Raw genomic sequence first — 23976 nt, forward strand, 5'->3', positions numbered from 1 at the left:
ATCTTGGTAATTGAACAAATTAAAATGCCTCAGTTAGGGGAAAGTGTAACCGAAGGAACAATCTCTAAGTGGCTGGTTTCTGTCGGAGATAAAGTAAACAAATACGATCCATTAGCTGAAGTGATGACCGATAAAGTAAACGCAGAAGTTCCTTCTTCTTTCACAGGTACAATTAAAGAATTAGTTGCAGAAGATGGTGACACACTCGCGGTCGGAGAAATCATTTGTACCATTGAAATCGAGGGCAGCAATGCTGAAGAAGTAAGCGTAAGTGAGCAAAAAGCGGATGTGTCTGAAACAGTTGCAGTTACCCAACAATCTGAGCAAGGTAACAAAGCCCGTTATTCACCTGCTGTTCTAAAGATTTCTCAAGAACATGGAATTGATCTAACACAGGTGACAGGCACCGGTGCAGGTGGCCGTATTACAAGAAAAGATTTATTGAAATTAATTGAATCTGGTAATATCCCAACTGCAGGAGCAAAAGTAGAAGCACCTAAGCAGGCAGAGGAAGCTCAACCTGCTGCAGTACAAATAACGGTACCATCTGTTTCAACTCAGCCAGTTGCAGCTCCGAAGCAACCAGTTCCTGCTCCGAATATCCCAGTTGCAGCAGGCGATATCGAAATACCGGTAACAGGAATCCGTAAAGCAATTGCGGCAAATATGCTGCGCAGTAAGCATGAAGCACCGCATGCTTGGACCATGATAGAAGTGGACGCAACCAATCTTGTAGAATACCGCAATTCTTTGAAGGATGAATTTAAGCAAAAAGAAGGCTTCAATTTAACCTTCTTTGCCTTTTTCGTTAAAGCTGTTGCGCAAGCTTTAAAAGAATTTCCACAGATCAATTCCATGTGGGCCGGGGATAAGATAATTCTAAAGAAAGACATCAATATCTCTATTGCCGTTGCAACGGACGATGCATTGTATGTACCTGTCATTAAGCATGCCGATGAGAAAACGATAAAGGGAATTGCTCGCGAAATTTCTGAACTTGCTGTTAAAGTAAGAACCAATAAACTTCGCTCAGAAGATATGCAGGGCGGAACGTTTACTGTCAACAATACTGGTTCATTTGGATCGGTACAATCAATGGGAATTATCAATTATCCACAGGCAGCAATCCTTCAGGTAGAATCAATTGTCAAGCGGCCTGTCGTGATGAACAATGGAATGATTGCCGTTCGCGATATGGTAAATCTATGTATGTCACTCGACCACAGAGTATTAGATGGACTGGTTTGCGGTCGATTCTTACAGCGAGTAAAAGAAATTCTTGAAAATACATCAAAATCTACTACATCAATATATTAGTAAATAACCGCCGCCGATTTGGCAGCGGTTATTTTTATTGCTTGATATGTCCATCTATCTTACAATAAAACTAAGTTGAATTTATTGAATATTAGTTTAATTTATGAGTTCAAGGAAGGGGGATGCTACGCTTGGATAACTTTCGGAATCAATCTTTTCCTTTAATGACCAAAGAGGACTGGAAAGCAAAAGCAGAGGAATCTTTAAAGGGTAAAAGTATTGAAACATTAAAAAGCAGTACATATGAAAAAATAATTTTGAAACCGCTTTATTCTCAGCAGGATGCTCAGAAAGCACCAGACTATCCGGGAGGTTCAGATTTTCGCAGAGGTATTAATCCATTAGGATATGTAACAAATGATTGGAAGATAGCACAGCGAATTTCATATCAATCGGTGGACGAATTAAAGGAAAAGCTCCATGGGAGCATTGGAAAAGGACAAACAGCGCTCTCATTTGAAGTTTCAGAGGTTCTTTTTGAATCAAATGAAAAGATATATGACATACTGGGAGATTTACCTTCTAGATTCCCGTTTGCTATTAATGGGAAAGGCCTACAATCAGCGTTTTTAGCAGCATTAACAGAACGTGAGACAAGCGCTAATAAAGTTAGTGGCTATGTTGGCAGCGATCCATTCTCTTTGTTTGTGGAGGAAGGATTCATCGTAGAAGAATTTTTCGAGGGTTGGATGGATGATATAGAGCTTGCAAATGAAAAACTACCAAAATTACGGACTGTTTTAATAAATACCTCAACCTACCATCAAGGCGGTGCCAATGCCGTTCAAGAGCTGGGAATTGCAGCCGCAGCCGGTACATTCTATCTTCAAAGTCTATTAGATAGAGGTATGAAGTTAGAGGATATTCTTGGAAAAATGATTTTTCAATTCTCAATTGGCGGCAATTTCTTTATAGAGCTAGCCAAGCTGCGTGCAGCACGTATTCTATGGAATAAAATTACGCAAGTTTATGGTGCTGATACTAAGGACCGGGGAATGCATATTACTGCAGAGACGTCTTCGTTCACAAAAACAGTTTATGACCCATATGTTAACCTTCTTCGTGCTGGAAATGAAGGATTCGCAGCAGTAGTCGGAGGAGTCCAATATCTTCACATAACTCCGTTTAATGGTATAACAGGCTGTTCGCAGCTTTCAGAACGGATTGCGAGAAACACACAAAACATTCTGAAGGAAGAAGCATATTTACAAAAAGTGGTTGACCCTGCCGGTGGCTCCTGGTACGTAGAAGCGCTGACAAAGGAGCTTGCAGAAAAAGCATGGCAGTATTTTCAGCAGATTGCAGCAAAAGGCGGTATGTTGGAAGTATTAAAATCAGGCTGGTTACAAGAAGAAATAGCAGCTGTCCAGACCAAACGGGAACAGGATGTCTTTACAAGAAAACAAAGTATTGTTGGAACTAACGTGTATGCTAATCTTGCTGAATCGGCTGGTTCCGCCGCAGTACAGATATCTAATAACCCTTTAAGTGTGGATCGTTCTAATAGAATTAACATTAGGAAAATTAACAACGTGAGATTATCAGAACCGTTTGAAAAACTGCGTAAAATAAGTGAAGAGATTACAAGTAAATCTGGTTCTAAACCCCAAATCGGCATGATTTGTCTAGGCGAGTTAAAATACTATAAGCCTAGGTTAGATTTCATGCGAGGATTCGCAGCTGCTGGGGGGATTGAAGCGGTCGATAGTGTTTCCATTACCTCGCTGGAATCTGCCAAACAATTTGTTTTAAGACAAGATACAAAATATTTTTGCTTTTGTGGAAGCAATGACCAATATGAATCATTTGGACATGAGATTCTATCAACACTTCATAGAGAATTTCCGGATCGGACTTTTTACTTAGCGGGTTTGCCAGAAAAAGACTTACATGCAAAATGGGCAAGTGAAGGAATAAAGCAATTTATTCATATAAAAAGTAACTGCTACGAAATTCTTTCGACCATTCTTACAGAGATGGAGGTGGCACTAGATGAGCGCACAAAAGCCTGATTTCGAAAATATTTCCTTGTTTGATGAACAAGACTTCATGACGACAGAACAATGGCAGGAACAGGTTAACAAAGAGATAGATACCTCCATTGATGATTTATTGTTCGAAACGAATGAACAAATTCAACTAAAACCACTCTATACTTCTGATGACCGTACTGGGATTCAGCATTTAGATGACTTGCCAGGTATTCCGCCATTTACTCGAGGACCCTATCCGACCATGTATGTGAATCGTCCATGGACGGTAAGACAATATGCAGGGTTTTCGACTGCTGAGGAGAGCAACGCATTCTATCGACGTAATCTAGCGATGGGTCAAAAAGGCTTGTCGGTTGCCTTTGATTTAGCGACACATCGCGGCTATGATTCTGACCATCCGCGTGTTGTTGGGGATGTCGGCAAGGCTGGGGTTGCTATCGATTCGATTCTTGATATGAAGACCCTTTTTGACGGGATCCCTTTGGATCAAATGTCAGTATCCATGACGATGAATGGCGCGGTTTTACCGATTCTTGCTTTTTTTATTGTTACAGCTGAGGAACAGGGAGTCACACAGGATAAGCTGTCCGGAACGATTCAAAATGATATTTTAAAAGAGTATATGGTCCGTAACACATATATTTATCCACCTGAGATGTCAATGAAAATTATCGCAGATATTTTTGAGTATACCTCCAAATATATGCCAAAGTTTAATAGTATCAGTATTTCTGGCTATCATATGCAGGAGGCTGGTGCGCCAGCTGACCTGGAATTAGCCTACACTCTTGCTGATGGGTTGGAGTATGTAAGGACAGGGCTGAAGGCTGGAATTGACATTGATAAATTTGCGCCAAGATTGTCCTTTTTCTGGGCAATAGGAATGAATTATTTTATGGAAGTTGCTAAAATGCGGGCGGCACGTTTAATCTGGGCAAAAATGATGAAATCATTCGAACCGAAAAATGAGAAATCAATGGCACTCAGAACTCATTCCCAAACATCAGGTTGGAGTTTGACGGAGCAAGACCCATTTAATAATGTCATTCGTACCTTACTTGAAGCACATGCTGCGGCAATGGGACATACGCAATCCCTCCATACCAATGCTTTGGACGAAGCAATTGCCCTGCCAACTGATTTCTCAGCTCGAATTGCCCGAAATACACAATTATTTTTACAAGAAGAAACAGGTATCACCAATGTAATTGATCCTTGGGCTGGATCTTATTATGTTGAAAAGCTGACACAAGAATTGGCAGAAAGAGCTTGGACACATATTGAGGAAATTGAAAATCTAGGCGGCATGGCCAAAGCGATTGAGACAGGTCTTCCCAAAATGAGAATTGAAGAGGCTGCCGCAAGGAGACAAGCTCAAATCGACTCAGGAAAAGAAACAATAATTGGTGTAAATCGATATCGTCTAGAAAAGGAAGAAGCAATTGATATATTGGATATTGATAATACTGCAGTTCGGTTAAAACAAATAGAGAAATTAACTAGCTTAAAAGCAGGCCGTGATGACACAAAGGTGGCAGCAGCTTTGGCAGCTTTAACAAAGGGTGCTGAAACAGGTGAAGGCAACTTGTTAGAACTTGCAGTTCAAGCTGCAAGAGTTCGCGCCACCTTAGGTGAAATATCCGATGCGATTGAGAAGGTTTCCAGCAGACATAAAGCTGTGATTCGTTCTATTAGCGGGGTGTATAGTAAGGCATTTTCAAACGAAGAGGAAATTACTGAAGTGAAAAAGATGACAGATGAATTCCTCGAGAATGAAGGCAGGAGACCAAGAATTCTAATTGCAAAAATGGGTCAGGATGGACATGACCGTGGTGCCAAGGTGATTGCCACCGCCTTCGCAGACCTAGGGTTTGATGTTGATATTGGTCCATTATTCCAGACTCCGGAAGAAACGGCCATGCAGGCAGTAGAAAACGATGTTCATGTGATCGGAATGAGCTCATTGGCCGCAGGTCACAAGACTTTATTGCCACAACTTGCGCTTGAGTTAAGAAAGCTTGGCCGGGAAGACATATTGATCGTCATTGGCGGCGTAATCCCAGCACAGGACTATCAATTCTTATATGACAATGGAGCAGCGGCTATTTTCGGACCAGGAACCATTATCCCAGTTGCTGCCCAAAAGGTGATAAAAGAAATTTATAAGCAGCTTGGCTATGAGGAAGTGGAAAAATAGATGTCGGAGGATCTGAAACCGGAGTGGAGCAACCCGAATGAACCGGATAAATTCTCGAAGCTGATTAAACGGGGACAGGAGCTGGAAGGTCAGCCAGTCACCATTGAAAGAAACACCGTCTTTCAGAAACGCAAGTCTATGGAACCAACGATTGAAGCATTAGTTGATGGGGTTCTCTCGGGAAATAGAGGCCAGCTCGCACGCGCCATCACACTAGTTGAGAGTAATGCTGAACAACATTTTCATAAGGCACAGGAACTTCTCCAAAAGCTCCTGGCCCACAGTGGTAAAGCAATTAGAATTGGGATAACGGGTGTGCCTGGTGCTGGCAAAAGTACATTTATCGAAGCGTTTGGCACCTACCTTTGCGACCTAGGTTTACGAGTGGCGGTGCTGGCGATCGATCCTAGTTCGAGTCTCTCGGGTGGAAGTATTCTTGGCGATAAAACGAGGATGGAGCAATTGTCGCGAAATCTAAGAGCTTTTATCCGGCCATCACCAACGGCTGGAAAGCTGGGTGGAGTACATCGAAAAACTAGAGAAGCAATGTTAATTTGCGAAGCTGCTGGTTTTGATGTGATCTTAATCGAAACCGTCGGAGTGGGCCAAAGCGAAGTGATTATTAGAGACATGGTCGACTTTTTTATGCTCCTTGTCCTAACTGGTGCCGGTGATGAATTACAGGGTATGAAGAAAGGAATTATGGAGCTGGCCGACGCAGTCCTTGTTCATAAAGCAGATGGATCCAATAAAGAAAAAGCGGAGCAGACAAGAAAAGAGTACAGCCGTATCCTTCATTTCTTACAGCCAGCTACAAAGGGCTGGGCGTCCAAGGCTTATACCTGCTCCTCTATAACAGGCGAGGGTATTAAAGAGGTTTGGGATGTTATCAAGAATTTTGAGGAGAAAGGAAAATCTTCTGGGGTGTTTGCTGAGCGACGAAAAGGGCAGCAGCGTGATTGGATATATTCTCTCATAACCGATCAGCTGCACTACAGCTTCTTTCACCATCCGGAAGTTAAAATCAAATTACCTCAATTAGAAAATGAAGTAATGGCTGGAGAAAAAACTGCAGCAGCAGCTGTGGATATACTCTTCAATACATTCCTATCAGATGGTAAGTAATGGCTTACAATTGATTAAAAGTCTTTCTCATTATGCTATGTTAAAGCTAAACATTTAATATTGCACTCTGTTGATTTGTGCGGAAGGCACGAAGACTCCTGCGGGAGGACGGGGCAGGGGAGACCCCACAGGCGCTTTGGCGCCGAGGAGGCTCCCCGGACTGCCCGCGGAAAGCGAAGTGCCTGGAGCGCAAATCAACAGACTAATTTAACGCAGCTTTCATAAAAAAAGTTCCTATTTATTTGAAAGAAACACAATTTTACTGTTATCATGTAGTTATATCGACATAAATTTAGGAGTGAAAAGTATGAGCATGGATTTCAATTTTTTCATGAATGATGTTGTAACTCAAGCACGTAATGAGATCACAGCAGCTGGCTATAAAGAACTTAGAACACCAGAAGAGGTTGAAGAGGCGCTTGAACAAAAAGGTACAACCTTAGTGATGATTAACTCTGTATGTGGTTGTGCAGGCGGAATTGCACGTCCAGCAGCAGCTCATGCCCTTCATTATGATAAGCGTCCTGACCACCTAGTAACAGTTTTTGCAGGCCAGGATAAAGAAGCAACAGAAAAAGCACGCAGTTATTTTACAGGTTATCCACCATCCTCTCCATCTTTTGCCTTATTAAAAGACGGAAAAATAATTTCAATGGTTGAAAGACACCAAATTGAAGGCTACGATCCAGCAACTGTGGTAGCTAGACTACAAAAAGAATTCGAAGAAAACTGCGAAGAGCTATAAATACTAACCAAATGGGCTAATTTCCTTAAGAGGAGGTTGGCTCATTTTTTATTTTAAAAAAGTAATAATAAATTTTTATAAATATACTTGCATAATTATTTTATCTTGTGTTAAAATTCATTACGTTGCATAAATATTGAAATTTTACTCTATAAAGTTAGTAAATTGTTATAATTAATTTTCAGAAAATTATAGGAGGAAAACATATGAAAAAGGTAATTGGTTTATTCTTAACAATGATTTTAGCTGTCGGTGTACTTGCAGCATGTGGTGAAACAAAAGATGAAAATGCAGGGGATAAGAAGACACTAGTGATGGCAACTTCAGCCGATTATGCGCCGTTTGAATATATTGAATCAGATAAAAGTGACGAAATCATTGGCTTTGATGTTGATTTAGCTAATGCGATTGCTGGAAAACTTGGCTATGAAGTTGAAATAAAAGATATGGATTTTGGCGGCTTGATTCAATCACTTAAATCTGGACAAGCAGACTTTGTATTAGCTGGAATGACTCCAACGGAAAAAAGAAAGAAAAATGTAGATTTCAGTGATATCTACTATACTGCACAGCACATGGTTATCTCTAAAAAAGAAAGTGGCATTGCAACAGTAGAAGATTTAAAAGATAAAACAGTTGGTGTTCAGTTAGGTTCTATTCAAGAAGGTAAAGCAGAAGAAATTAATGAAACGGTAGCTATTACAGTAGAAAATCGTAACCGTATCCCAGAGCTTATTCAAGAACTGAAAGCCGGTCGTTTTGACGCTATCATTATTGAAGACACAGTGGCTAAAGGATATCTTGATAAAGAAACTGATTTAACTAACTTCACCCTCAGCGATGACCCAGAAGAAGCAGGATCTGCGATTGCTTTTCCAAAGGATAGCGAGCTAACAGAGAAATTTAACAAAGAGCTTCAAAAAATGAAAGAAAACGGTGAATTACAAGAATTGATTGTTAAATGGTTTGGTGGGGAAAACTAAAGTTGTATCCAAGACGTTCAGAAGTCTTCTGAACGTCTTACTAATTTCATTATGTAGAGAGGACGGCAGTTGAATGAACTTAGATTTCACGCAATTTATTCCTTCGATGCCATACATTTTAGAGGGAATACTTGTTACACTTAAAATTGTCATTCTAGCAGGGATATTAGGATTTATTTTAGGAATAATCCTTTCATTTTTTAAAATTAGTAAATTCAAATTTCTTGGCTGGTTTGCTGACATCTATACATCGATTTTTCGTGGTACACCATTAGTATTACAATTGATGTTGATTTATTATGGGTCACCACAGTTAGTCGGGTATCAAATTGAACCATACACAGCTGCGATTTTATCTTTTGCGCTTAATTCTGGTGCTTACATATCTGAAATTATCAGAGCAGGTATTCAGGCGATTGATAAGGGACAGCAAGAAGCAGCAATGGCGCTGGGTGTGCCTTACACAAAAATGATGTGGGATATTATCCTGCCGCAAGCACTTAAAAATATCCTTCCAGCATTAATGAATGAATTTATTACATTAACCAAAGAATCTGCGATTGTTACCACAATCGGAGTCATGGATATTATGCGTCGTTCTTATCAGGTTGGGGCAGAAAACTATTCATTCTTCGAACCATTATTGATTGCTGGTCTAATCTATTACTTAATGGTCGTGACCTTGACCTTCCTAGGAAAAGCCGTTGAAAGGAGAATGAGACGCAGTGATTAAAGTAGAGAATTTGCATAAAAATTACGGTAAGCTTGAAGTATTAAAGGGAATTTCCACAACCATCGAAGCAGGAGAAGTTGTGGCAATTATTGGACCATCTGGTTCAGGAAAGTCAACCTTCCTGCGCTGCATGAACCTTCTCGAAAACCCGACTAGCGGAAGAATTCTCGTAGGGGACCAAGATGTAACCGATAAAAAGACGAATATCATGAAGGTGCGGCAGAATGTTGGTATGGTTTTTCAACATTTTCATTTATTCCCTCATAAAACGGTTTTGGAGAATCTTACCTATGCACCAATAAAAGTTAAAGGGCTATCAAAAGCAGATGCAGAAAAGATTGCTTTTGACTTGTTAGATAAAGTTGGATTAGCGGAAAAAGCCAAAGAATACCCGACGAGATTATCTGGCGGACAAAAGCAGCGGGTTGCCATCGCAAGGGCACTGGCAATGGAGCCGGAAGTTATGCTTTTTGATGAACCCACCTCTGCTCTTGACCCTGAAATGGTGAAGGAAGTATTAGAGGTTATGAAATCCCTCGCGCATACCGGGATGACAATGGCAATTGTTACGCACGAAATGGGCTTTGCTCGTGAGGTAGCTGACCGAGTATTGTTCCTTGATGGAGGAGTGCTGGTGGAAGATGCAGCGCCGCAAGAATTTTTCACAAATCCCAAGAGCCAGCGCGCACAAGATTTCTTGCAAAAAATGCTCTAAAAAGGATAAGCTAAAGATGGTCTATATAGGCCATCTTTTTTTATTATTTTAAGGGAGTTTTCTATGAAATTTCGAATTGGTTACAGAACATTGAAGACAGCCGCGGGCACGGCCATTTCCATTCTAATTGCCCAACAGCTCGGGCTAGATAACTTTGCATCTGCAGGAATTTTAACGATTCTTTGTATTCAAGTAACGAAAAGAAGATCATTACGAACAGCTTGGGACCGATTTTTAGCCTGTGTGTTGGTAATGCCCTTTTCTGCGCTGTTTTTTGAAGGAATTGCCTACCATCCAATCGTTATTGGAGTCATGCTGTTATTTTTTATCCCGACAGTGGTTATGCTTAAAGCTACGGATGGAGTAGTTACCAGTAGTGTTATTATCTTACATATCTATTTAGCTAACAAGATTACCATGGATCTCTTTATCAATGAGCTTGGTGTTATTATCACTGGTATTGGTGTAGCGTTGTTGATAAATGTCTATATGCCAAGCGTAGATAAAAAATTAAGGGATTATCAAAGTAGAATTGAAAGCAATTTTAAAGTTATATTTTGTGAAATGGTTAATTACCTGAGAACTGGTGAGAGTGACTGGTCAGGTCGAGAAATAACGGAAACAGCACAGGTGCTGGATGAGGCGAAATCAATTGCAATTCTAGATGTAGAAAATCACGTGTTAAGGGAAGATAATGACTATTTTTATTACTTTAGAATGAGAGAAAAACAATTTGAAATTCTAGAACGGGTCTTATCGATTGTTACTTCACTAACTGTGACGGTACCACAAGGTAAAATGATCGCAGAATTTCTTGAGGAATTGTCTGAAAACATAAAACCTGGTAACACAGCTCACATTTATCTTGGAAAGTTAAAAGAGATGAAAAAGGAATTCGAGGAAATGGAACTACCGAAAACCAGAGAAGAATTTGAAGTCCGTGCCGCACTTCTTCAATTAGTGAAAGAGATGAATGAATATCTAATTATTAAAAGTTCCTATAGAACATCAAAATGGAATAAATCAAGGAAATTAGAAGCAAACTAAGGAAAAAATGGCAGGTGGATTTTTATGATAAAGTTACTATCGCCAATCCTGTTTGCTTTTTTTATTTCACCACTTTGGCCTCTTGGTCCTAATCCTCTTCCTGGTGACCCTTTTGTTATCGTCAATAAAACAACAAATGAATTGGCATTGATTGATGACAACAAAGTCCAAACTGTTGTCAGTGTTGGTACGGGTAAGACGAAGGAGTTGACACCAGAAGGAATATTTACAATAACGGTAAAAGCAGAAGAACCCTATTATCGCCGTAAGGATATTCCTGGGGGAGACCCTAAAAACCCGCTTGGCTCTAGATGGATAGGTTTTGATGCCGAGGAGACAGATGGAAGAACATATGGAATTCATGGTACCAATCAGCCGGCCTCCATCGGAAAATATGTATCACAAGGGTGTATTCGTACACAGAATGAAGTCATTTCTTCCTTGTACCCATTAATTCCATTAGGTACAAAAATATTAGTTACTTCGACGAATAAATCTTTTCAGCAGATTGCAAAAGAACATAGAGCTATTCAATAAAATATCAAAAGGGACTGTTTTCCGAAACAGTCCCTTTGTATATTTTTTTATTAGATAAATTGAGCAATCCCAATTAGGAGAGTTGAGGCTAACATAGCGATTAGCATTAAATATACAACTATTTTTCTCGTTTTTTTATTAATCAAAGTGGGTTCCCCCTTTATTTTTAATAGCATTATTTATATTTTACAGGGAAAAGCCCAATTGAACAATGGTACAACATCTCATTTTGGGAAGGAATTATGAATTTTTTAGCGAATATGGTAATTGTCGAGACTATTTTAAATTATGAAAAATAGAGGGGTATAAATGATTAAAAAAGTGGATCACATTGGAATCGCTGTTCGATCGCTCGAGACCACCCTGCCTTTTTATACGGAAGTCCTGAAGCTCCCTTTAATTGGGATTGAAGAAGTCGAAAGTCAAAAAGTTAGAGTAGCATTTCTAAAAGCAGGGGAAACAAAACTAGAGCTTTTAGAACCGACAACACAGGATAGTACAATAGCCCAATTTATTGAAAAACGTGGTGAGGGGATGCACCATATCGCTTTGGGTGTTAACTCTATTGAAGAAAGAATAATAGAGATGAAAGAAAAAGGGATTCGGATGATTGATGAAGAGCCAAGGATTGGTGCTGGAGGAGCTCATATTGCTTTCATGCATCCCAAGTCAGCATCGGGTGTACTGGTTGAGTTATGTGAAAAGAAGGGGTGAAGAGGTCAATGATAGACATCTATGAAAAAATAAATGAATTATATGATAAACGCCGGGAAGTGGAGCTTGGCGGCGGTGATGAAAGAATTGAAAAACAGCATGAGAAAGGAAAATTAACGGCAAGAGAACGAATTGAGCTTCTAGTAGATAAAGGGTCATTTGTTGAATTAAGCCCATTTATTGAGCACAGGACGAATGATTTTGGTCTAGATGAACAGAAAGGTCCTGGAGATGGTGTTGTAACCGGATATGGAAAAGTAAATGGCCGGCCAATCTACTTATTTTCACAAGATTTTACCGTTTTTGGCGGAGCTCTAGGGGAAATGCATGCAAAAAAAATCTCCAATGTAATGGATTTAGCAGCGAAAAATGGTACGCCGTTTGTCGGTTTAAATGATTCTGGGGGAGCACGAATTCAAGAAGGTGTTGTTTCACTAGACGGTTACGGTCATATCTTTTATCGAAATGCTATTTATTCCGGGGTAATTCCGCAAATTTCTGTCATCATGGGACCGTGTGCTGGCGGGGCTGTTTATTCACCTGCCATTACCGATTTTGTATTTATGGTTGAAAAAACAAGCCAAATGTTTATTACCGGTCCAAAGGTAATTGAAACGGTAACTGGTGAGAAGATATCTGCTGAAGACCTTGGCGGTGCTCATGTTCATAATAGTATTAGTGGAAATGCGCATTTTGAAGCTGCTTCCGAGCAGGAAGTATTGGAAGAGGTTCGAAGGCTTCTCAGCTATCTACCACAAAATAATGAAGAAAAGCCTCCACGTCTTCCAGTAAATGAAGAAAATGATTACCGTCCAGACTTGACGGATGTTATTCCCTTCGACGCCATTCGTCCTTATGACGTTCGAAAAGTAATTGAACAAGTTGCGGATGCAGACTCTTTTATGGAAATTCAAAAAAACTTTGCAAAAAATATCGTCGTTGGCTTTGCGCGGATTAAAGGAGAAACAGTGGGTCTTGTTTGTAATCAGCCAAAGGTTATGGCTGGCGGGCTTGACATTAACTCCTCTGATAAAGCAGCAAGATTTATTCGTACCTGTGATTCATTTAATATCCCGATTATCACATTTGAAGATGTCACCGGCTTCTTCCCAGGGGTACAACAGGAGCATGGTGGGATTATCCGCCACGGTGCAAAGATTCTATATGCTTATTCGGAAGCCACTGTTCCGAAGTTAACCGTTATATTAAGAAAAGCTTATGGAGGCGCCTATGTAGCACTTAATAGTAAGTCTATCGGCGCAGATTTAGTTTTTGCATGGCCAAATGCGGAAATTGCTGTAATGGGACCGCAGGGGGCTGCAAATATCATTTTCGCTAAAGAAATTCAAAATAGCGATAATCCAGAACTGGTCAGACAACAAAAGATCGAAGAATACCGTGAAAAGTTTGCCAATCCATATGTAGCAGCAAGCAGAGGAATGGTTGATGATGTTATTGACCCTCGTGAAACGAGAATAAAAATTATCCAGGCATTAGAAATGCTGCGAAACAAAAAAGAGTCGAGACCATTCAAAAAACACGGAAATATCCCGCTTTAAAGCTATCATTTGAAGACAGGTTTATGAAGGAGTATACTCTAGTAGTGAGTACATAAAACGGAGGGTTATTCAGATGATTAATCATGAACGTCTTTTGAATGTATTTTTAGAACTTGTACAAATAGATTCTGAAACTAAATACGAAACGGAAATTGCTAAAGTTTTAAAACAAAAGTTTACAGATTTAGGTCTTGATGTTATCGAAGATGATACAACCGCTGTAACCGGGCATGGTGCAGGTAACTTAGTTTGTACACTTGCCGCCACTAAAGATGGCGTAGATCCAATTTATTTCACGTCTCATATGGATACAGTAGTTCCAGCAAGAGGTGTTAAACCATCGATCAAAGACGGCTATGTGGTGACAGATGGAACAACTATTTTGGGTGCTGATGATAAAACAGGTTTATCTGTTATGCTTGAGACCATCCGCGTCTTAAAAGAACAAAATATTCCTCACGGACAAATCCAATTTGTTATCACGGTGGGTGAAGAATCTGGCCTTGTAGGGGCAAAAGCACTTGATCCTTCCTTGTTGAAAGCAAAGTATGGCTATGCCTTAGACAGTGATGGTTTAGTAGGTAATATCGTGGTTGCTGCTCCTACCCAAGCTAAGATTAAAGCAGTCATTTACGGAAAAACGGCTCATGCTGGTGTGGCTCCTGAAAAAGGAGTTTCAGCGATTACGATTGCAGCAAAATCGATTGCGAGAATGCCATTAGGCAGAATTGACTCAGAAACAACGGCAAATATTGGCCGCTTCGAAGGCGGTACACAAACGAATATCGTTTGCGACCGTGTAGATATTCTTGCAGAAGCACGTTCCCTTATTGCTGAAAAAATGGAAGCGCAAGCTGCTAAAATGAAGGAAGCTTTTGAAACAGTCGCTGCTGAAATGGGCGGTAGAGCAGAAGTGAACATTGAAGTGATGTACCCTGGTTTCAAATTTGGGGAAGGTGACCAAGTTGTAGAAATCGCACGTAAAGCGGCAGCGAAAATTGGCCGCAGCTGTGAATTACAGCAAAGCGGCGGAGGAAGCGATGCTAATGTCATTGCGGGCTTTAATATTCCAACGGTAAACCTTGCAGTTGGTTATGAAGATATTCATACTACAAACGAACGTATGCCGATTGAAGAGTTAAACAAGCTGGCAGAAATGACAATTGCCATTATTGAAGAAGTTACAAATCAATAAGGATTTTCACTTACAAAAAAGTCGGAAATAGACAAAAAACAAAGAAATTTAATACATTCATTATGTTTGACTGTTATTTTTAAACCATAATCTAGTATAAAAGACAAAATCAAAGGGCCCTAACTGAATATTGGTTAGGGCCTCTTTAATATATGAAGGGGAACTTTACTACTTTCTTTACAACGGAGAAATATTTCCAATTTTTGCTTCACATGACATAGAAGTTTGGATTTCTGTTTGAACTTCCCGTTGTCATTATGTTTTTAACAAGTTTAGGAATTATAAATCCATATCGTTCGCATACAGTTAGGAAATATGTATAATTTCTGTTAATCTTCGTTTCTATTTTGATTACGCCTCCAGACTTTCTTTAAGATATCCTGGTGGTTACACTTTATACTCTTATATGTCGAAAATGATTACAATCATCGTATGACTGGGCTCCTAAACAAGGAGTCTATTTTCATTATCCTCTCCTTACTCGGGGGAGGATTTTTCATTTGCTTTTATACATGAATTCTATAATCTTTGACACAAAATCTATGTGGTAATACAGATTTAGTAGAGATTAGATATAACGTTTAGTAGGGCACTCCGGCTTCGGCATTTATTAAAACTATATCTATGTTCTACTTTAATTATCCCGATACAAAATCTAAAGTCACTCTATTTACGAAAAAATATTTTACATTCTTGTGAATTTTTAAAATATTTATTGTGTTTTGGAAAAAATGCACATATAATCAAAAGTGAGCATAAGTAAGCAAATTCATTCAAAATGATTATCTGAAATAATCATTCTTTACATTCTAAAAAAATAGGAGGGAAATGATTTTGTGTACGGTATAGAAAGAAAGTCTGCCATATTAGATTTACTTAACAAAAATTCTAGAGTGGATGTGCAAGAATTAAGCCAATACTTTAATTTGTCTGAATCAACCATTCGCAGGGACCTAAAAGAACTAGAGGAAGCCCAATTGTTAAAAAGAACACATGGTGGTGCTGTCCTTTTCCAAAGTGTGACGTTTGAACCGACTTACAACGAGAAAGAAGTGACTTTTCAGGAAGAGAAAAAGGCTATAGCAAAGGAGGCTGCTAAGTTTATAGAAAACGGAGAAAGCATTTTACTTGATTCGGGTACCACAACTTATTATCTTTCTCAAGAACTACGAAACTTTTCAAGCCTACGGGTTGTAACGAATTCAATCCTCTGTGCCAACGAGTTAAAGGATGTACCAGGAATAGAAGTGGTTTTATGTGGAGGAAGTCTACGCTCTGAAACTCTAGCGTTAGTCGGTCCTTTAGCCGAGATTTGTTTTGACCAAATCCGTGTAGACAAAACCTTTATTGCTACGAATGGCGTTGATGTTGAAAATGGTTTAACCACCCCAAACTTAACTGAAGCAGCAACAAAAAAGAAAATGATCGCTTGTGGGAAAAAGGTAATTCTCATCACCGATCATACCAAAATAGGCCAGGTAAGTTTTTCAAAGTTTGCGGATATTCATGACATAAATTATTTAATAACCGATAGTGCAGCACCTAATACGGTAGTTAATCGCATTAATGAAGCGGGTATTACGGTTCATATTGTCTAACCGTGGTGGCCAAGTAAACTACCAAGATAAATGAAAGTGTTTGGAAATGAAAGCGGTTTAAAGAAGTTTGATTGAAGTTTAGGAGGTGAGGCCTATATAAAGTAAGGAACAGCTCTTTCATAAGGTATGAAAATGAGAAAAATTCACAAAAAAAGATGCGATTCAGGCTCCCACGACCAAATGGAATTTAGCCCTAAATCACACCTTTGCTTGAGTTTGACTAAAATTAATAAAATTTTAGCACTCATTTTCATAGTAGAGCATAACTGATTTTTTTACAAGGATTGACTTATTTAAAAATCTTTTACTAACTATTATTCGGGGGTTTGCACACTATGAAAAATATAAAAATTTTTAGCATTGTACTAGTAATTGTCACTTTATTCTTATTAAGTGCATGTGGCAATAATGAAAACGTTTCTGGTTCTGATAATAAAGATAAAAATAACGATACTGATAAAAAACTTAAAATTGGATTAACTGTTCCAACATTAGGTAATCCGTTCTTCGTAGCAATGTCCAAAGGTGCTAAAGAAGTGGCTTCTAAGTATGATGCGGAAGTGATCACGGTAAGTGCCGATCATGACCTCGCGAAACAAACAGCACAAATCGAAGATTTCATTACAAAGAAAGTTGATTTAATCTTGTTGAGCCCATTTGATTCTGCTGGTATCGCAGGTGCGGTTGCTCAAGCAAAATCAGCAGGCATTCCGGTTGTGGCTCTTGATGGTTTTGCAGAGGGTGGCATTGACACAGTCGTTATGTCTGATAACGTTCAAGCAGGTAGATTAGCGGCAGAGTACCTTGTGAAGCAGCTTGATGGAAAGGGTAACATTGTAATTATTGATGGTCCTCCCGTTTCTGCAGTAACAGACCGAATAAAAGGTTTTAACGAAGTGATTAGCAAATATCCAGACATTAAGGTTGTTGCAAAACAAAACGGTGAAGGAAACCGTGAAAAGGCACTAACGGTAATGGAAAGTATCCTTACTGCAAATAAAGAAATCAATGCCGTTTTTACCATTAATGATGAAGAAGCTACCGGAGTACAAATTGCTCAAGAACAAGCAGGCAGACAAGATGAATTCTTCGTGGTAAGTGTGGACGGCGCACCTGCAGCGGTGGATGCTTTGAAAAAAGGTGGAAGCTTTGCGGGTACTTCCGCACAATTCCCCAACCAGATGGTGATCGATGGTGTCGCTTTGGCATTAAAAATCATTGACGGAGAGGAAGTCGAGTCAGAGGTTCTTATTCCAACTGAATTTATCACTCAGAAAAATGTTGATTCCTATAAGGGATGGTAATCATACCCCTTAGTGGTGTATTAATTTATGGTGCTCTTTCTAGAGCACTATATTTACATCATGGAAAAAACACATAAAAGTGACCTAGGGAGTGGAATAAATGGCAGTATCTCAAATTCAGGAACATACCAATCGTCAATCACAAACACGATCACCTATCATGAGTATGAAGGCAGTAAACAAACAATTTTCCGGTGTTAAGGTATTACAAAACGTTAATATAGAACTTTATAAAGGGGAAGTTCATGCACTAATGGGCGAGAATGGTGCAGGGAAATCTACCTTAATGAAGATCATGGCAGGTGTGTATCAGCCTGATGCTGGAATGATTGTATATAAAGGTCAGGAAGTGCATTGGAATAATCCAATGGAGGCTAGAAATAGGGGAATTAGTGTTATTCACCAAGAGATAAGCCTATCACCCAATTTGTCCATTGGCGAGAATATTATGATGGGTACAACCTTTAAGAAAAATAGGTTTAGCCTAATCAAGTGGAATGAAATCTATGAAAAGGCGGGGCATGTTTTAAAATCAATCGGATCAACTTTAGATCCTCGAGCGGATGTATCTACCCTAAGTGTAGCACAACAACAAATGGTTGAAATTGCCCGTGCCTTATCCCTTAACTCTGAGATTCTAATTATGGATGAACCAACAGCCTCCCTTACGGATAAAGAAATAGAAAAGCTATTTGGTATTATTGAAGAATTAAGGCGAAAAGGCGTAGCGATCGTATATATTTCACATCGGATGGATGAAATATTTAAAATTTCAAATCGCTTTACTGTCCTTAGAGACGGGCAGTGGGTTACTAGTGGTCCGATATCAGAAACAAATCCCAAGAACCTAGTAAGGCTTATGGTAGGAAGAGAGTTAAATGAGCTGTTTGTAAGAGAAAAAAACAATAGTATGGTTAGGCCTGAGGAACAAAAACCAGTGCTTGAGTTGAAAGGTGTCTCTGACAAAAAGTTTGTGAAAGATATATCGTTGAAACTATACCCTGGTGAAATTGTAGGTTTAGCAGGCCTTGTCGGTGCCGGAAGGACGGAGCTTATAAGAACCATCTTTGGCTTATCCGATTTGTCAAATGGTCAAATCATCATGAATGGCCAGCAGGTCCATATAAAAAGTCCCATTGAAGCCATGAAACTTGGCATTGCCCATGTTCCTGAGAGTAGGAAGGAGCAGGGGTTATTACCGAATTTATCTGTAAAAGAAAATATTCTGATGGCACAATTACCAACGTATCGGAAATTTAAATTGTTGCAGTATAAGAAAATGAATCAGGATGCGGATCGATATATTGAAGAATTAGGTGTAAGAACAGCCTCGAAGGAACAAAACATAATGGGCCTTAGCGGTGGAAATCAACAAAAGGTTGTCATTGCTAAATGGCTATCTATCGGTCCTAGAGTGCTCCTCCTCGACGAACCGACACGTGGTGTAGACATAGGAGCGAAGACAGAAATTCATAAAATTATCAGTAAACTAGCCGATCAAGGGCTTGCGGTATTAATGATTTCGTCTGAATTACCCGAAGTTCTAGGAGTAAGTGATCGGATTTTAGTCATGCATGAGGGGAAACTTAGAGCTGAATTGTCTCGTGATGAAGCTACACAAGAAAAAATTATGTACTATGCTACAGGAGAGGTTAAATGATGAATACAAACATACAAACGTCTAGTCCAATTGTAGTTTCGTTCAAGGATCGTTCAAAAAAGATTTTTAATCAGCTGGGCATGTTAATCATTCTTGCTTTATTGATAATCATTATGATGGTTTTTGCACCAAATTTTACGGATTCAAGTAATATCTTAAACGTATTGAAGCAAAGCTCGATTACTGCCATCCTAGCAGCTGGGATGACCCTCGTTATATTAACAGGCGGCATTGATTTGTCGGTAGGCTCAACCTTAGCGTTGACAGGTGTCATCTCTGTATTACTTTCGAACGCAGGAATTCCTCCTGTTGTGGCTATGTTAGCAGGTGCAGCAGTTGGATATGTGGCAGGGGCCATAAATGGTTTTTTAACAGCTGTTCCCAAATTGCCATCTTTTATCGTGACACTTGGTAGTATGACCTACCTGAGAGGTTTGGCCTATGTTATAACGGGGGGATATCCTGTCGTTTTGGCATCAGAGCAATTCAAGTTCATAGGAGCAGGTAAAATTCTTGGGATACCTACCCCTATTTATGTCATGTTAATTGTTTATATCATAATGTTCATCGTTTTGAAATACACAATGTTCGGACGACACGTTTATGCGATTGGTGGTAATGAGGAAGCAGCGCATCTTACAGGAATTAAGGTTAATCGAACATTGATCCATGTCTATTCCATTAGTGGCTTGCTCGCAGGTATAAGTGGTGTTGTTATGGCAGGACGATTGTTTTCAGGGCAGCCCATGGTAGGTATTGCATTTGAGCTGGACGCGATAGCAGCTGTTGTTCTTGGGGGCACTAGTTTTGTAGGTGGCCGTGGCCGAATCCAAGGTACGATCATCGGGGTTTTAATTGTAGCCGTATTAACAAATGGAATGACCTTGCTTAACGTTGATTTTTACTGGCAACAAGTTGTAAAAGGCATAGTTATCGTTATTGCCGTATTACTTGATAGATTACGCAGCAGAACATAACTTCGATTAAAATCAATCACAAAGCCAGAAGAGCCTCCTTCTGGCTTAAAGTTTCTACTAAATCAGAGAGATTCACATATAAGAGGAGTTTTTATGATATGAAGAGTTGAAGAATAATGATTACTGATAAAGTATTAGTAAACATGGGTATTAAACAATGGGCCAAACAAAAGAGTGAAATAACAAAAATTACTCCGAATATTGCTGATTTTAGTTATTTATTTTTAATCTGGGAACAAAATAATATGGGAGCAAATAAAATTTTATGTATGGGCTGACTTTGACAGAATACAAAAATTAGATGCAAAACTGAAAGAACATCTTTCTACGTTTCTAATGATCAGGACGGTGTTGCAGAGGCATAAAAAAAATTCATCCTTTCATAAAATATAAATTATTTTATTTTTCTGAAAAAAACGTTGAAACGTTTCCAATGTGGTGATAATATAGGTTTATGGAAATGGTGAAACGTTTCCAAAATAAGAAAAATAAAATTGTTTTATTAATGGAGGTATAGTAGTGCCAAGTATTAAAGATGTTGCGGAACTAGCAGGAGTGGGTGTTGGCACTGTTTCACGAGTCATTAACAATCATCCGGCTGTAAAGTCCGAAACACGTAAGAAAGTAAATGCGGCCATCAAACAATTAAATTATATTCCAAACGAAGTAGCAAGAAACTTTAAAATGCAAAAATCAACAATGGTTGCATTATTGCTTCCGAGTATATGGCATCCATTTTTCTCGGAACTTGCCTATTATATAGAAGATGAGCTGGATCGAGAAGGCTATAAATTGATGCTTTGCAATAGTGGTGGCAGGCCAGACAAGGAGCTTTATTATTTAGATATGCTCAATCAGAATAAAGTAGCCGGTATTATAGGAATTACCTATAATGATATAGAAGATAGTGTCAGTACAGATATTCCGATTATTAGCTTGGACCGGCATTTGGGAAAAAAAATCACTTGCGTCACTTCTGATAACTATACAGGCGGTAGAATTGCTTTACAGGAGCTAGTGAAGGCCGGGGCTACAAAAGTGGCTTACTTAGGAGTAACCAGTTCAGCTTATAGTGAAGTTCTACTAAGGAAGTCAGGTTTTATTGATGAGGCAAAAATACAAGGGATCGAATTTAGTACCTATGAGGAACATGATGAAGTATATGCAGACGATTCATTCTTTGAAAATTTCTTTAATCTGCCTCACCACCGGAACGTAAATGGAATATTTGCTAATACTGATATACTTGCTGCTAAATATATTGATAAAGCTAAGCTATATGGATTACGAACTCCAGAGGATGTTAAAGTAATCGGATATGATGGTATTCAAGATAATAAACTGTTTCGTCCTATTTTATCTACGATTCGACAGCCAGTCGAAGAAATGGCAAGGATGTCTGTAAAACTACTCTTAAGAAAGATTGAGGGTGAATTGTTAGAGCAAGAGATTTATCGAATACCTGTCAAGTATAGAAGAGGAGAAACGACGTAGGTTTTTATTTTTTGGTCTTTAATGGAAACGTTTCAATTTGCCAGGATTGTAGATTGAGCGAGTACATTTTATAAAATGTAAGAATAACATTAAAGACCAATTTTTTTTATTTCACTTTGGAAACGTTTCAAAAATGATAAGAGGCGAAGAAATAACAAAATAAACGTGAAAGTGAGGCAAGGATATGGAAATGGCAAGGAAGGCAAATTCTGTTATCGATTCAGCTGCCAAAGTAAAAAGAGGATTAAAGTTTAAAAAGATCTTTAGTAATTACCAGCTCTACTTATTTCTATTACCCGCATTAATTTATTTTATTGTTTTTCATTACCTCCCAATGTATGGCATTCTAATTGCATTTAAAGATTTTGTAGCCACAAAAGGGATTATGGGAAGTCCGTGGGTAGGATTTAAACATTTTGAAAGGTTTTTTGAATCCTTTCAATTTTGGACACTGATTAAAAATACACTGGGGCTCAGTGTGGTCCAATTAATCGTTGGTTTTCCGCTACCGATATTCCTTGCACTTATGTTAAATCAAATTAGAAGCGAGAAATACAAACGTTTTGTTCAAACGGTAGTATATGCGCCGCATTTTATCTCGGTAGTAGTGTTAGCAGGAATGATCTTTGTATTCTTTTCAAATAACGGTTTGATTAATAATATTATTCTGTTATTTGGTGGAGATCCGATATCGTTTATGGCAAAACCAGAATGGTTTAAACCATTATACATAGCATCCGGAGTCTGGCAGGAAACAGGATGGGCAGCGATTATTTACCTGGCTGCACTTGCAGGGGTCAGCCCTGAACTACATGAAGCAGCAGTAATGGATGGAGCAAATAAATGGCAGCGCATCTTTCATGTTGATATACCAGCCATTATGCCAACTGCCGTTATATTATTAATCCTGTCCGTTGGCGGCATTATGAATATCGGTTTTGAGAAGGCCTACCTTTTACAAACACCTATGAACCAGCCATCTGCAGAAATCATTCCAACGTATGTATACAAAATGGGGTTACAACAAGCACAATATAGTTTCGCTGCTGCAGTAGGATTATTTAATGCAGTGATAAACTTAATTTTATTAATAGCGGTAAATAAGTTCGCGAAAAAATTATCAGGGACAGGATTATGGTAAGGGGGTGCAACGATTATGAGTTTACTAGCTTTGAAGAATAAGAAGATTACTAGGGGATCGAAGGAAGACAGGGTCTTTGATATCATCAATGTTTTCTTAACAGCGATGATCTTAATATTGGTAGTGTACCCTTTGTATTTTATCGTCATTGCCTCATTTAGTGATCCTAATATGATTTACGAAGGGAAGGTATGGTTATTGCCGAAGGAAATCACTTTCGAAGGATACGAAAGGATATTCAGAGACAGTAAGATTTGGCTCGGTTATAAAAACTCAATTATCTATACGGTTGTTGGTACGTTCGTAAATGTAGCATTCACTTTAATGGCTGCTTACGCCTTATCTCGAAAAGATTTATATGGAAGAAACGTGTTCATGTTCTTATTTCTGATGACGATGTTTTTCTCAGGAGGATTAATTCCTACTTATTTAATAGTAAAAAATTTAGGCTTGCTGAATACCATGTGGGCGTTGATATTACCAAAGGCAGTAGCCGTTTGGAATGTGATTGTAGCCAAAACCTATTTTGAGACCAGCATTCCAAATGAACTATTAGAAGCGGCAAAAATGGACGGATGTTCCGATGCGAAATTTTTCGCGAAGATTGTCCTGCCACTATCCAAACCGATTGTTGCCGTAATGGTGTTATTCTATGCAGTTGGCCACTGGAATTCCTATTTTGATGCACTAATCTACTTGAATAATGAAAACTTATATCCGCTGCAGTTAATATTACGAAATATCTTAATTCAAAATCAGGCATCAACCATGATGATTAGTGATCTAGATTCGTTAGCAGCGAAGCAAAGAGTTTCTGAATTGATTAAATATGGTGTAATTATTGTTGCTTCTGTTCCGCTCTTAATCGTATATCCTTTTGTCCAAAAGTATTTTGTTAAAGGTGTTATGATTGGCGGAATTAAAGGTTAATACAAAAACTT

Annotated in this window: 22 protein-coding genes and 1 pseudogene; 22 read left to right on the forward strand and 1 reads right to left on the reverse strand. The window is 38.9% G+C overall.

The features are described 5' to 3' along the window. Positions 1 to 3 precede the first annotated feature (3 nt). The 10 genes from QFZ31_RS29555 to QFZ31_RS29600 all read left to right on the forward strand — a co-directional run bounded on the left by QFZ31_RS29555 (position 4) and on the right by QFZ31_RS29600 (position 11393). Positions 4 to 1317 carry a dihydrolipoamide acetyltransferase family protein gene (locus QFZ31_RS29555; protein ID WP_307310126.1) on the forward strand — a complete coding sequence of 438 codons (1314 nt, stop codon included), beginning with the start codon at positions 4 to 6 and terminating at the stop codon, positions 1315 to 1317. Positions 1318 to 1439: 122 nt separating this feature from the next. Further along, a complete protein-coding gene (locus QFZ31_RS29560) occupies positions 1440 to 3329 on the forward strand; it encodes a methylmalonyl-CoA mutase subunit beta (RefSeq protein ID WP_307310129.1) in 1890 nt (629 codons plus the stop codon). Beyond that, on the forward strand, positions 3310 to 5508 hold the full coding sequence (gene scpA / locus QFZ31_RS29565) for a methylmalonyl-CoA mutase (RefSeq protein ID WP_307310132.1): 2199 nt from the start codon (positions 3310 to 3312) through the stop codon (positions 5506 to 5508). Before QFZ31_RS29560 ends, scpA begins: the two co-directional genes overlap by 20 nt. Continuing rightward, on the forward strand, positions 5509 to 6633 hold the full coding sequence (gene meaB / locus QFZ31_RS29570; RefSeq protein WP_307310136.1) for a methylmalonyl Co-A mutase-associated GTPase MeaB: 1125 nt from the start codon (positions 5509 to 5511) through the stop codon (positions 6631 to 6633). A gap of 307 nt (positions 6634 to 6940) precedes the next feature. Next, the gene (locus QFZ31_RS29575; RefSeq protein ID WP_307310139.1) at positions 6941 to 7378 is read left to right on the forward strand and encodes a BrxA/BrxB family bacilliredoxin; all 438 of its coding nucleotides are present in this window, start codon (positions 6941 to 6943) and stop codon (positions 7376 to 7378) included. 206 nt (positions 7379 to 7584) lie between these two features. Further along, the gene (locus QFZ31_RS29580; RefSeq protein WP_307310142.1) at positions 7585 to 8361 is read left to right on the forward strand and encodes a transporter substrate-binding domain-containing protein; all 777 of its coding nucleotides are present in this window, start codon (positions 7585 to 7587) and stop codon (positions 8359 to 8361) included. Between the two features lie 73 nt (positions 8362 to 8434). Next, on the forward strand, positions 8435 to 9094 hold the full coding sequence (locus tag QFZ31_RS29585; protein ID WP_179596634.1) for an amino acid ABC transporter permease: 660 nt from the start codon (positions 8435 to 8437) through the stop codon (positions 9092 to 9094). Next, positions 9087 to 9809, forward strand: coding sequence for an amino acid ABC transporter ATP-binding protein (locus QFZ31_RS29590; protein ID WP_307310147.1), 723 nt, complete (start codon positions 9087 to 9089; stop codon positions 9807 to 9809). The genes QFZ31_RS29585 and QFZ31_RS29590 overlap by 8 nt, the downstream gene beginning before the upstream one ends. Positions 9810 to 9872: 63 nt before the next feature. Further along, positions 9873 to 10856 (forward strand): aromatic acid exporter family protein, encoded by a 984-nt coding sequence (locus tag QFZ31_RS29595; protein WP_307310150.1) that lies wholly within the window; start codon positions 9873 to 9875, stop codon positions 10854 to 10856. Positions 10857 to 10880: 24 nt separating this feature from the next. Continuing rightward, positions 10881 to 11393, forward strand: coding sequence for a L,D-transpeptidase (locus QFZ31_RS29600; RefSeq protein ID WP_307310153.1), 513 nt, complete (start codon positions 10881 to 10883; stop codon positions 11391 to 11393). 50 nt (positions 11394 to 11443) lie between these two features. Here the strand turns inward: QFZ31_RS29600 and prli42 are convergent, their stop codons facing one another. Continuing rightward, positions 11444 to 11569 carry a stressosome-associated protein Prli42 gene (prli42, locus tag QFZ31_RS29605; RefSeq protein WP_306073479.1) on the reverse strand — a complete coding sequence of 42 codons (126 nt, stop codon included), beginning with the start codon at positions 11567 to 11569 and terminating at the stop codon, positions 11444 to 11446. 133 nt (positions 11570 to 11702) lie between these two features. On the opposite strand from prli42, the gene mce reads away from it, so the two are divergent. From mce to QFZ31_RS29665, 12 genes and pseudogenes are all read left to right on the forward strand, one after another. Further along, the gene (mce, locus tag QFZ31_RS29610) at positions 11703 to 12107 is read left to right on the forward strand and encodes a methylmalonyl-CoA epimerase (RefSeq protein WP_307310159.1); all 405 of its coding nucleotides are present in this window, start codon (positions 11703 to 11705) and stop codon (positions 12105 to 12107) included. Between the two features lie 8 nt (positions 12108 to 12115). After that, complete coding sequence (locus QFZ31_RS29615) at positions 12116 to 13666, forward strand: acyl-CoA carboxylase subunit beta (protein WP_307310163.1); 1551 nt, start codon at positions 12116 to 12118, stop codon at positions 13664 to 13666. Between the two features lie 73 nt (positions 13667 to 13739). Next, a complete protein-coding gene (locus tag QFZ31_RS29620) occupies positions 13740 to 14861 on the forward strand; it encodes a tripeptidase T (RefSeq protein WP_307310166.1) in 1122 nt (373 codons plus the stop codon). 164 nt (positions 14862 to 15025) lie between these two features. After that, positions 15026 to 15181, forward strand: a pseudogene (locus QFZ31_RS29625) (twin-arginine translocase subunit TatC); the annotation flags it as partial. Positions 15182 to 15697: 516 nt separating this feature from the next. Next, a complete protein-coding gene (locus QFZ31_RS29630; protein ID WP_307310169.1) occupies positions 15698 to 16459 on the forward strand; it encodes a DeoR/GlpR family DNA-binding transcription regulator in 762 nt (253 codons plus the stop codon). Positions 16460 to 16794: 335 nt separating this feature from the next. Beyond that, entirely contained in the window at positions 16795 to 17763 is a 969-nt protein-coding gene (locus tag QFZ31_RS29635; protein ID WP_307310172.1) for an ABC transporter substrate-binding protein, read from the forward strand. 100 nt (positions 17764 to 17863) lie between these two features. Beyond that, on the forward strand, positions 17864 to 19423 hold the full coding sequence (locus QFZ31_RS29640) for a sugar ABC transporter ATP-binding protein (RefSeq protein WP_307310174.1): 1560 nt from the start codon (positions 17864 to 17866) through the stop codon (positions 19421 to 19423). Continuing rightward, positions 19423 to 20400, forward strand: coding sequence for an ABC transporter permease (locus tag QFZ31_RS29645; protein WP_307311847.1), 978 nt, complete (start codon positions 19423 to 19425; stop codon positions 20398 to 20400). Before QFZ31_RS29640 ends, QFZ31_RS29645 begins: the two co-directional genes overlap by 1 nt. 116 nt (positions 20401 to 20516) lie before the next feature. Continuing rightward, positions 20517 to 20678, forward strand: coding sequence for a hypothetical protein (locus QFZ31_RS29650; RefSeq protein ID WP_307310176.1), 162 nt, complete (start codon positions 20517 to 20519; stop codon positions 20676 to 20678). 241 nt (positions 20679 to 20919) lie between these two features. After that, positions 20920 to 21894 carry a LacI family DNA-binding transcriptional regulator gene (locus QFZ31_RS29655; protein ID WP_307310179.1) on the forward strand — a complete coding sequence of 325 codons (975 nt, stop codon included), beginning with the start codon at positions 20920 to 20922 and terminating at the stop codon, positions 21892 to 21894. A gap of 190 nt (positions 21895 to 22084) precedes the next feature. Then, the gene (locus QFZ31_RS29660) at positions 22085 to 23035 is read left to right on the forward strand and encodes an ABC transporter permease (protein ID WP_307311849.1); all 951 of its coding nucleotides are present in this window, start codon (positions 22085 to 22087) and stop codon (positions 23033 to 23035) included. Between the two features lie 15 nt (positions 23036 to 23050). Continuing rightward, positions 23051 to 23965 (forward strand): carbohydrate ABC transporter permease, encoded by a 915-nt coding sequence (locus QFZ31_RS29665; RefSeq protein ID WP_307310182.1) that lies wholly within the window; start codon positions 23051 to 23053, stop codon positions 23963 to 23965. Positions 23966 to 23976 lie beyond the last annotated feature (11 nt).

The sequence above is a fragment of the Neobacillus niacini genome (assembly GCF_030817595.1).
GTDB lineage: Bacteria > Bacillota > Bacilli > Bacillales > Cytobacillaceae > Neobacillus > Neobacillus niacini_G.

Excerpts from the sequence above, each read along its gene's own strand:
- QFZ31_RS29560 (WP_307310129.1), top strand. The coding sequence starts at position 1,440 with ATGCTACGCTTGGATAACTTTCGGAATCAATCTTTTCCTTTAATGACC.
- scpA (WP_307310132.1), top strand. The coding sequence starts at position 3,310 with ATGAGCGCACAAAAGCCTGATTTCGAAAATATTTCCTTGTTTGATGAA.
- meaB (WP_307310136.1), top strand. The coding sequence starts at position 5,509 with ATGTCGGAGGATCTGAAACCGGAGTGGAGCAACCCGAATGAACCGGAT.
- QFZ31_RS29575 (WP_307310139.1), top strand. The coding sequence starts at position 6,941 with ATGAGCATGGATTTCAATTTTTTCATGAATGATGTTGTAACTCAAGCA.
- QFZ31_RS29580 (WP_307310142.1), top strand. The coding sequence starts at position 7,585 with ATGAAAAAGGTAATTGGTTTATTCTTAACAATGATTTTAGCTGTCGGT.
- QFZ31_RS29585 (WP_179596634.1), top strand. The coding sequence starts at position 8,435 with ATGAACTTAGATTTCACGCAATTTATTCCTTCGATGCCATACATTTTA.
- QFZ31_RS29595 (WP_307310150.1), top strand. The coding sequence starts at position 9,873 with ATGAAATTTCGAATTGGTTACAGAACATTGAAGACAGCCGCGGGCACG.
- QFZ31_RS29600 (WP_307310153.1), top strand. The coding sequence starts at position 10,881 with ATGATAAAGTTACTATCGCCAATCCTGTTTGCTTTTTTTATTTCACCA.
- prli42 (WP_306073479.1), bottom strand. The coding sequence starts at position 11,569 with ATGCTATTAAAAATAAAGGGGGAACCCACTTTGATTAATAAAAAAACG.
- mce (WP_307310159.1), top strand. The coding sequence starts at position 11,703 with ATGATTAAAAAAGTGGATCACATTGGAATCGCTGTTCGATCGCTCGAG.
- QFZ31_RS29615 (WP_307310163.1), top strand. The coding sequence starts at position 12,116 with ATGATAGACATCTATGAAAAAATAAATGAATTATATGATAAACGCCGG.
- QFZ31_RS29620 (WP_307310166.1), top strand. The coding sequence starts at position 13,740 with ATGATTAATCATGAACGTCTTTTGAATGTATTTTTAGAACTTGTACAA.
- QFZ31_RS29635 (WP_307310172.1), top strand. The coding sequence starts at position 16,795 with ATGAAAAATATAAAAATTTTTAGCATTGTACTAGTAATTGTCACTTTA.
- QFZ31_RS29640 (WP_307310174.1), top strand. The coding sequence starts at position 17,864 with ATGGCAGTATCTCAAATTCAGGAACATACCAATCGTCAATCACAAACA.
- QFZ31_RS29645 (WP_307311847.1), top strand. The coding sequence starts at position 19,423 with ATGAATACAAACATACAAACGTCTAGTCCAATTGTAGTTTCGTTCAAG.
- QFZ31_RS29650 (WP_307310176.1), top strand. The coding sequence starts at position 20,517 with ATGATTACTGATAAAGTATTAGTAAACATGGGTATTAAACAATGGGCC.
- QFZ31_RS29660 (WP_307311849.1), top strand. The coding sequence starts at position 22,085 with ATGGCAAGGAAGGCAAATTCTGTTATCGATTCAGCTGCCAAAGTAAAA.
- QFZ31_RS29665 (WP_307310182.1), top strand. The coding sequence starts at position 23,051 with ATGAGTTTACTAGCTTTGAAGAATAAGAAGATTACTAGGGGATCGAAG.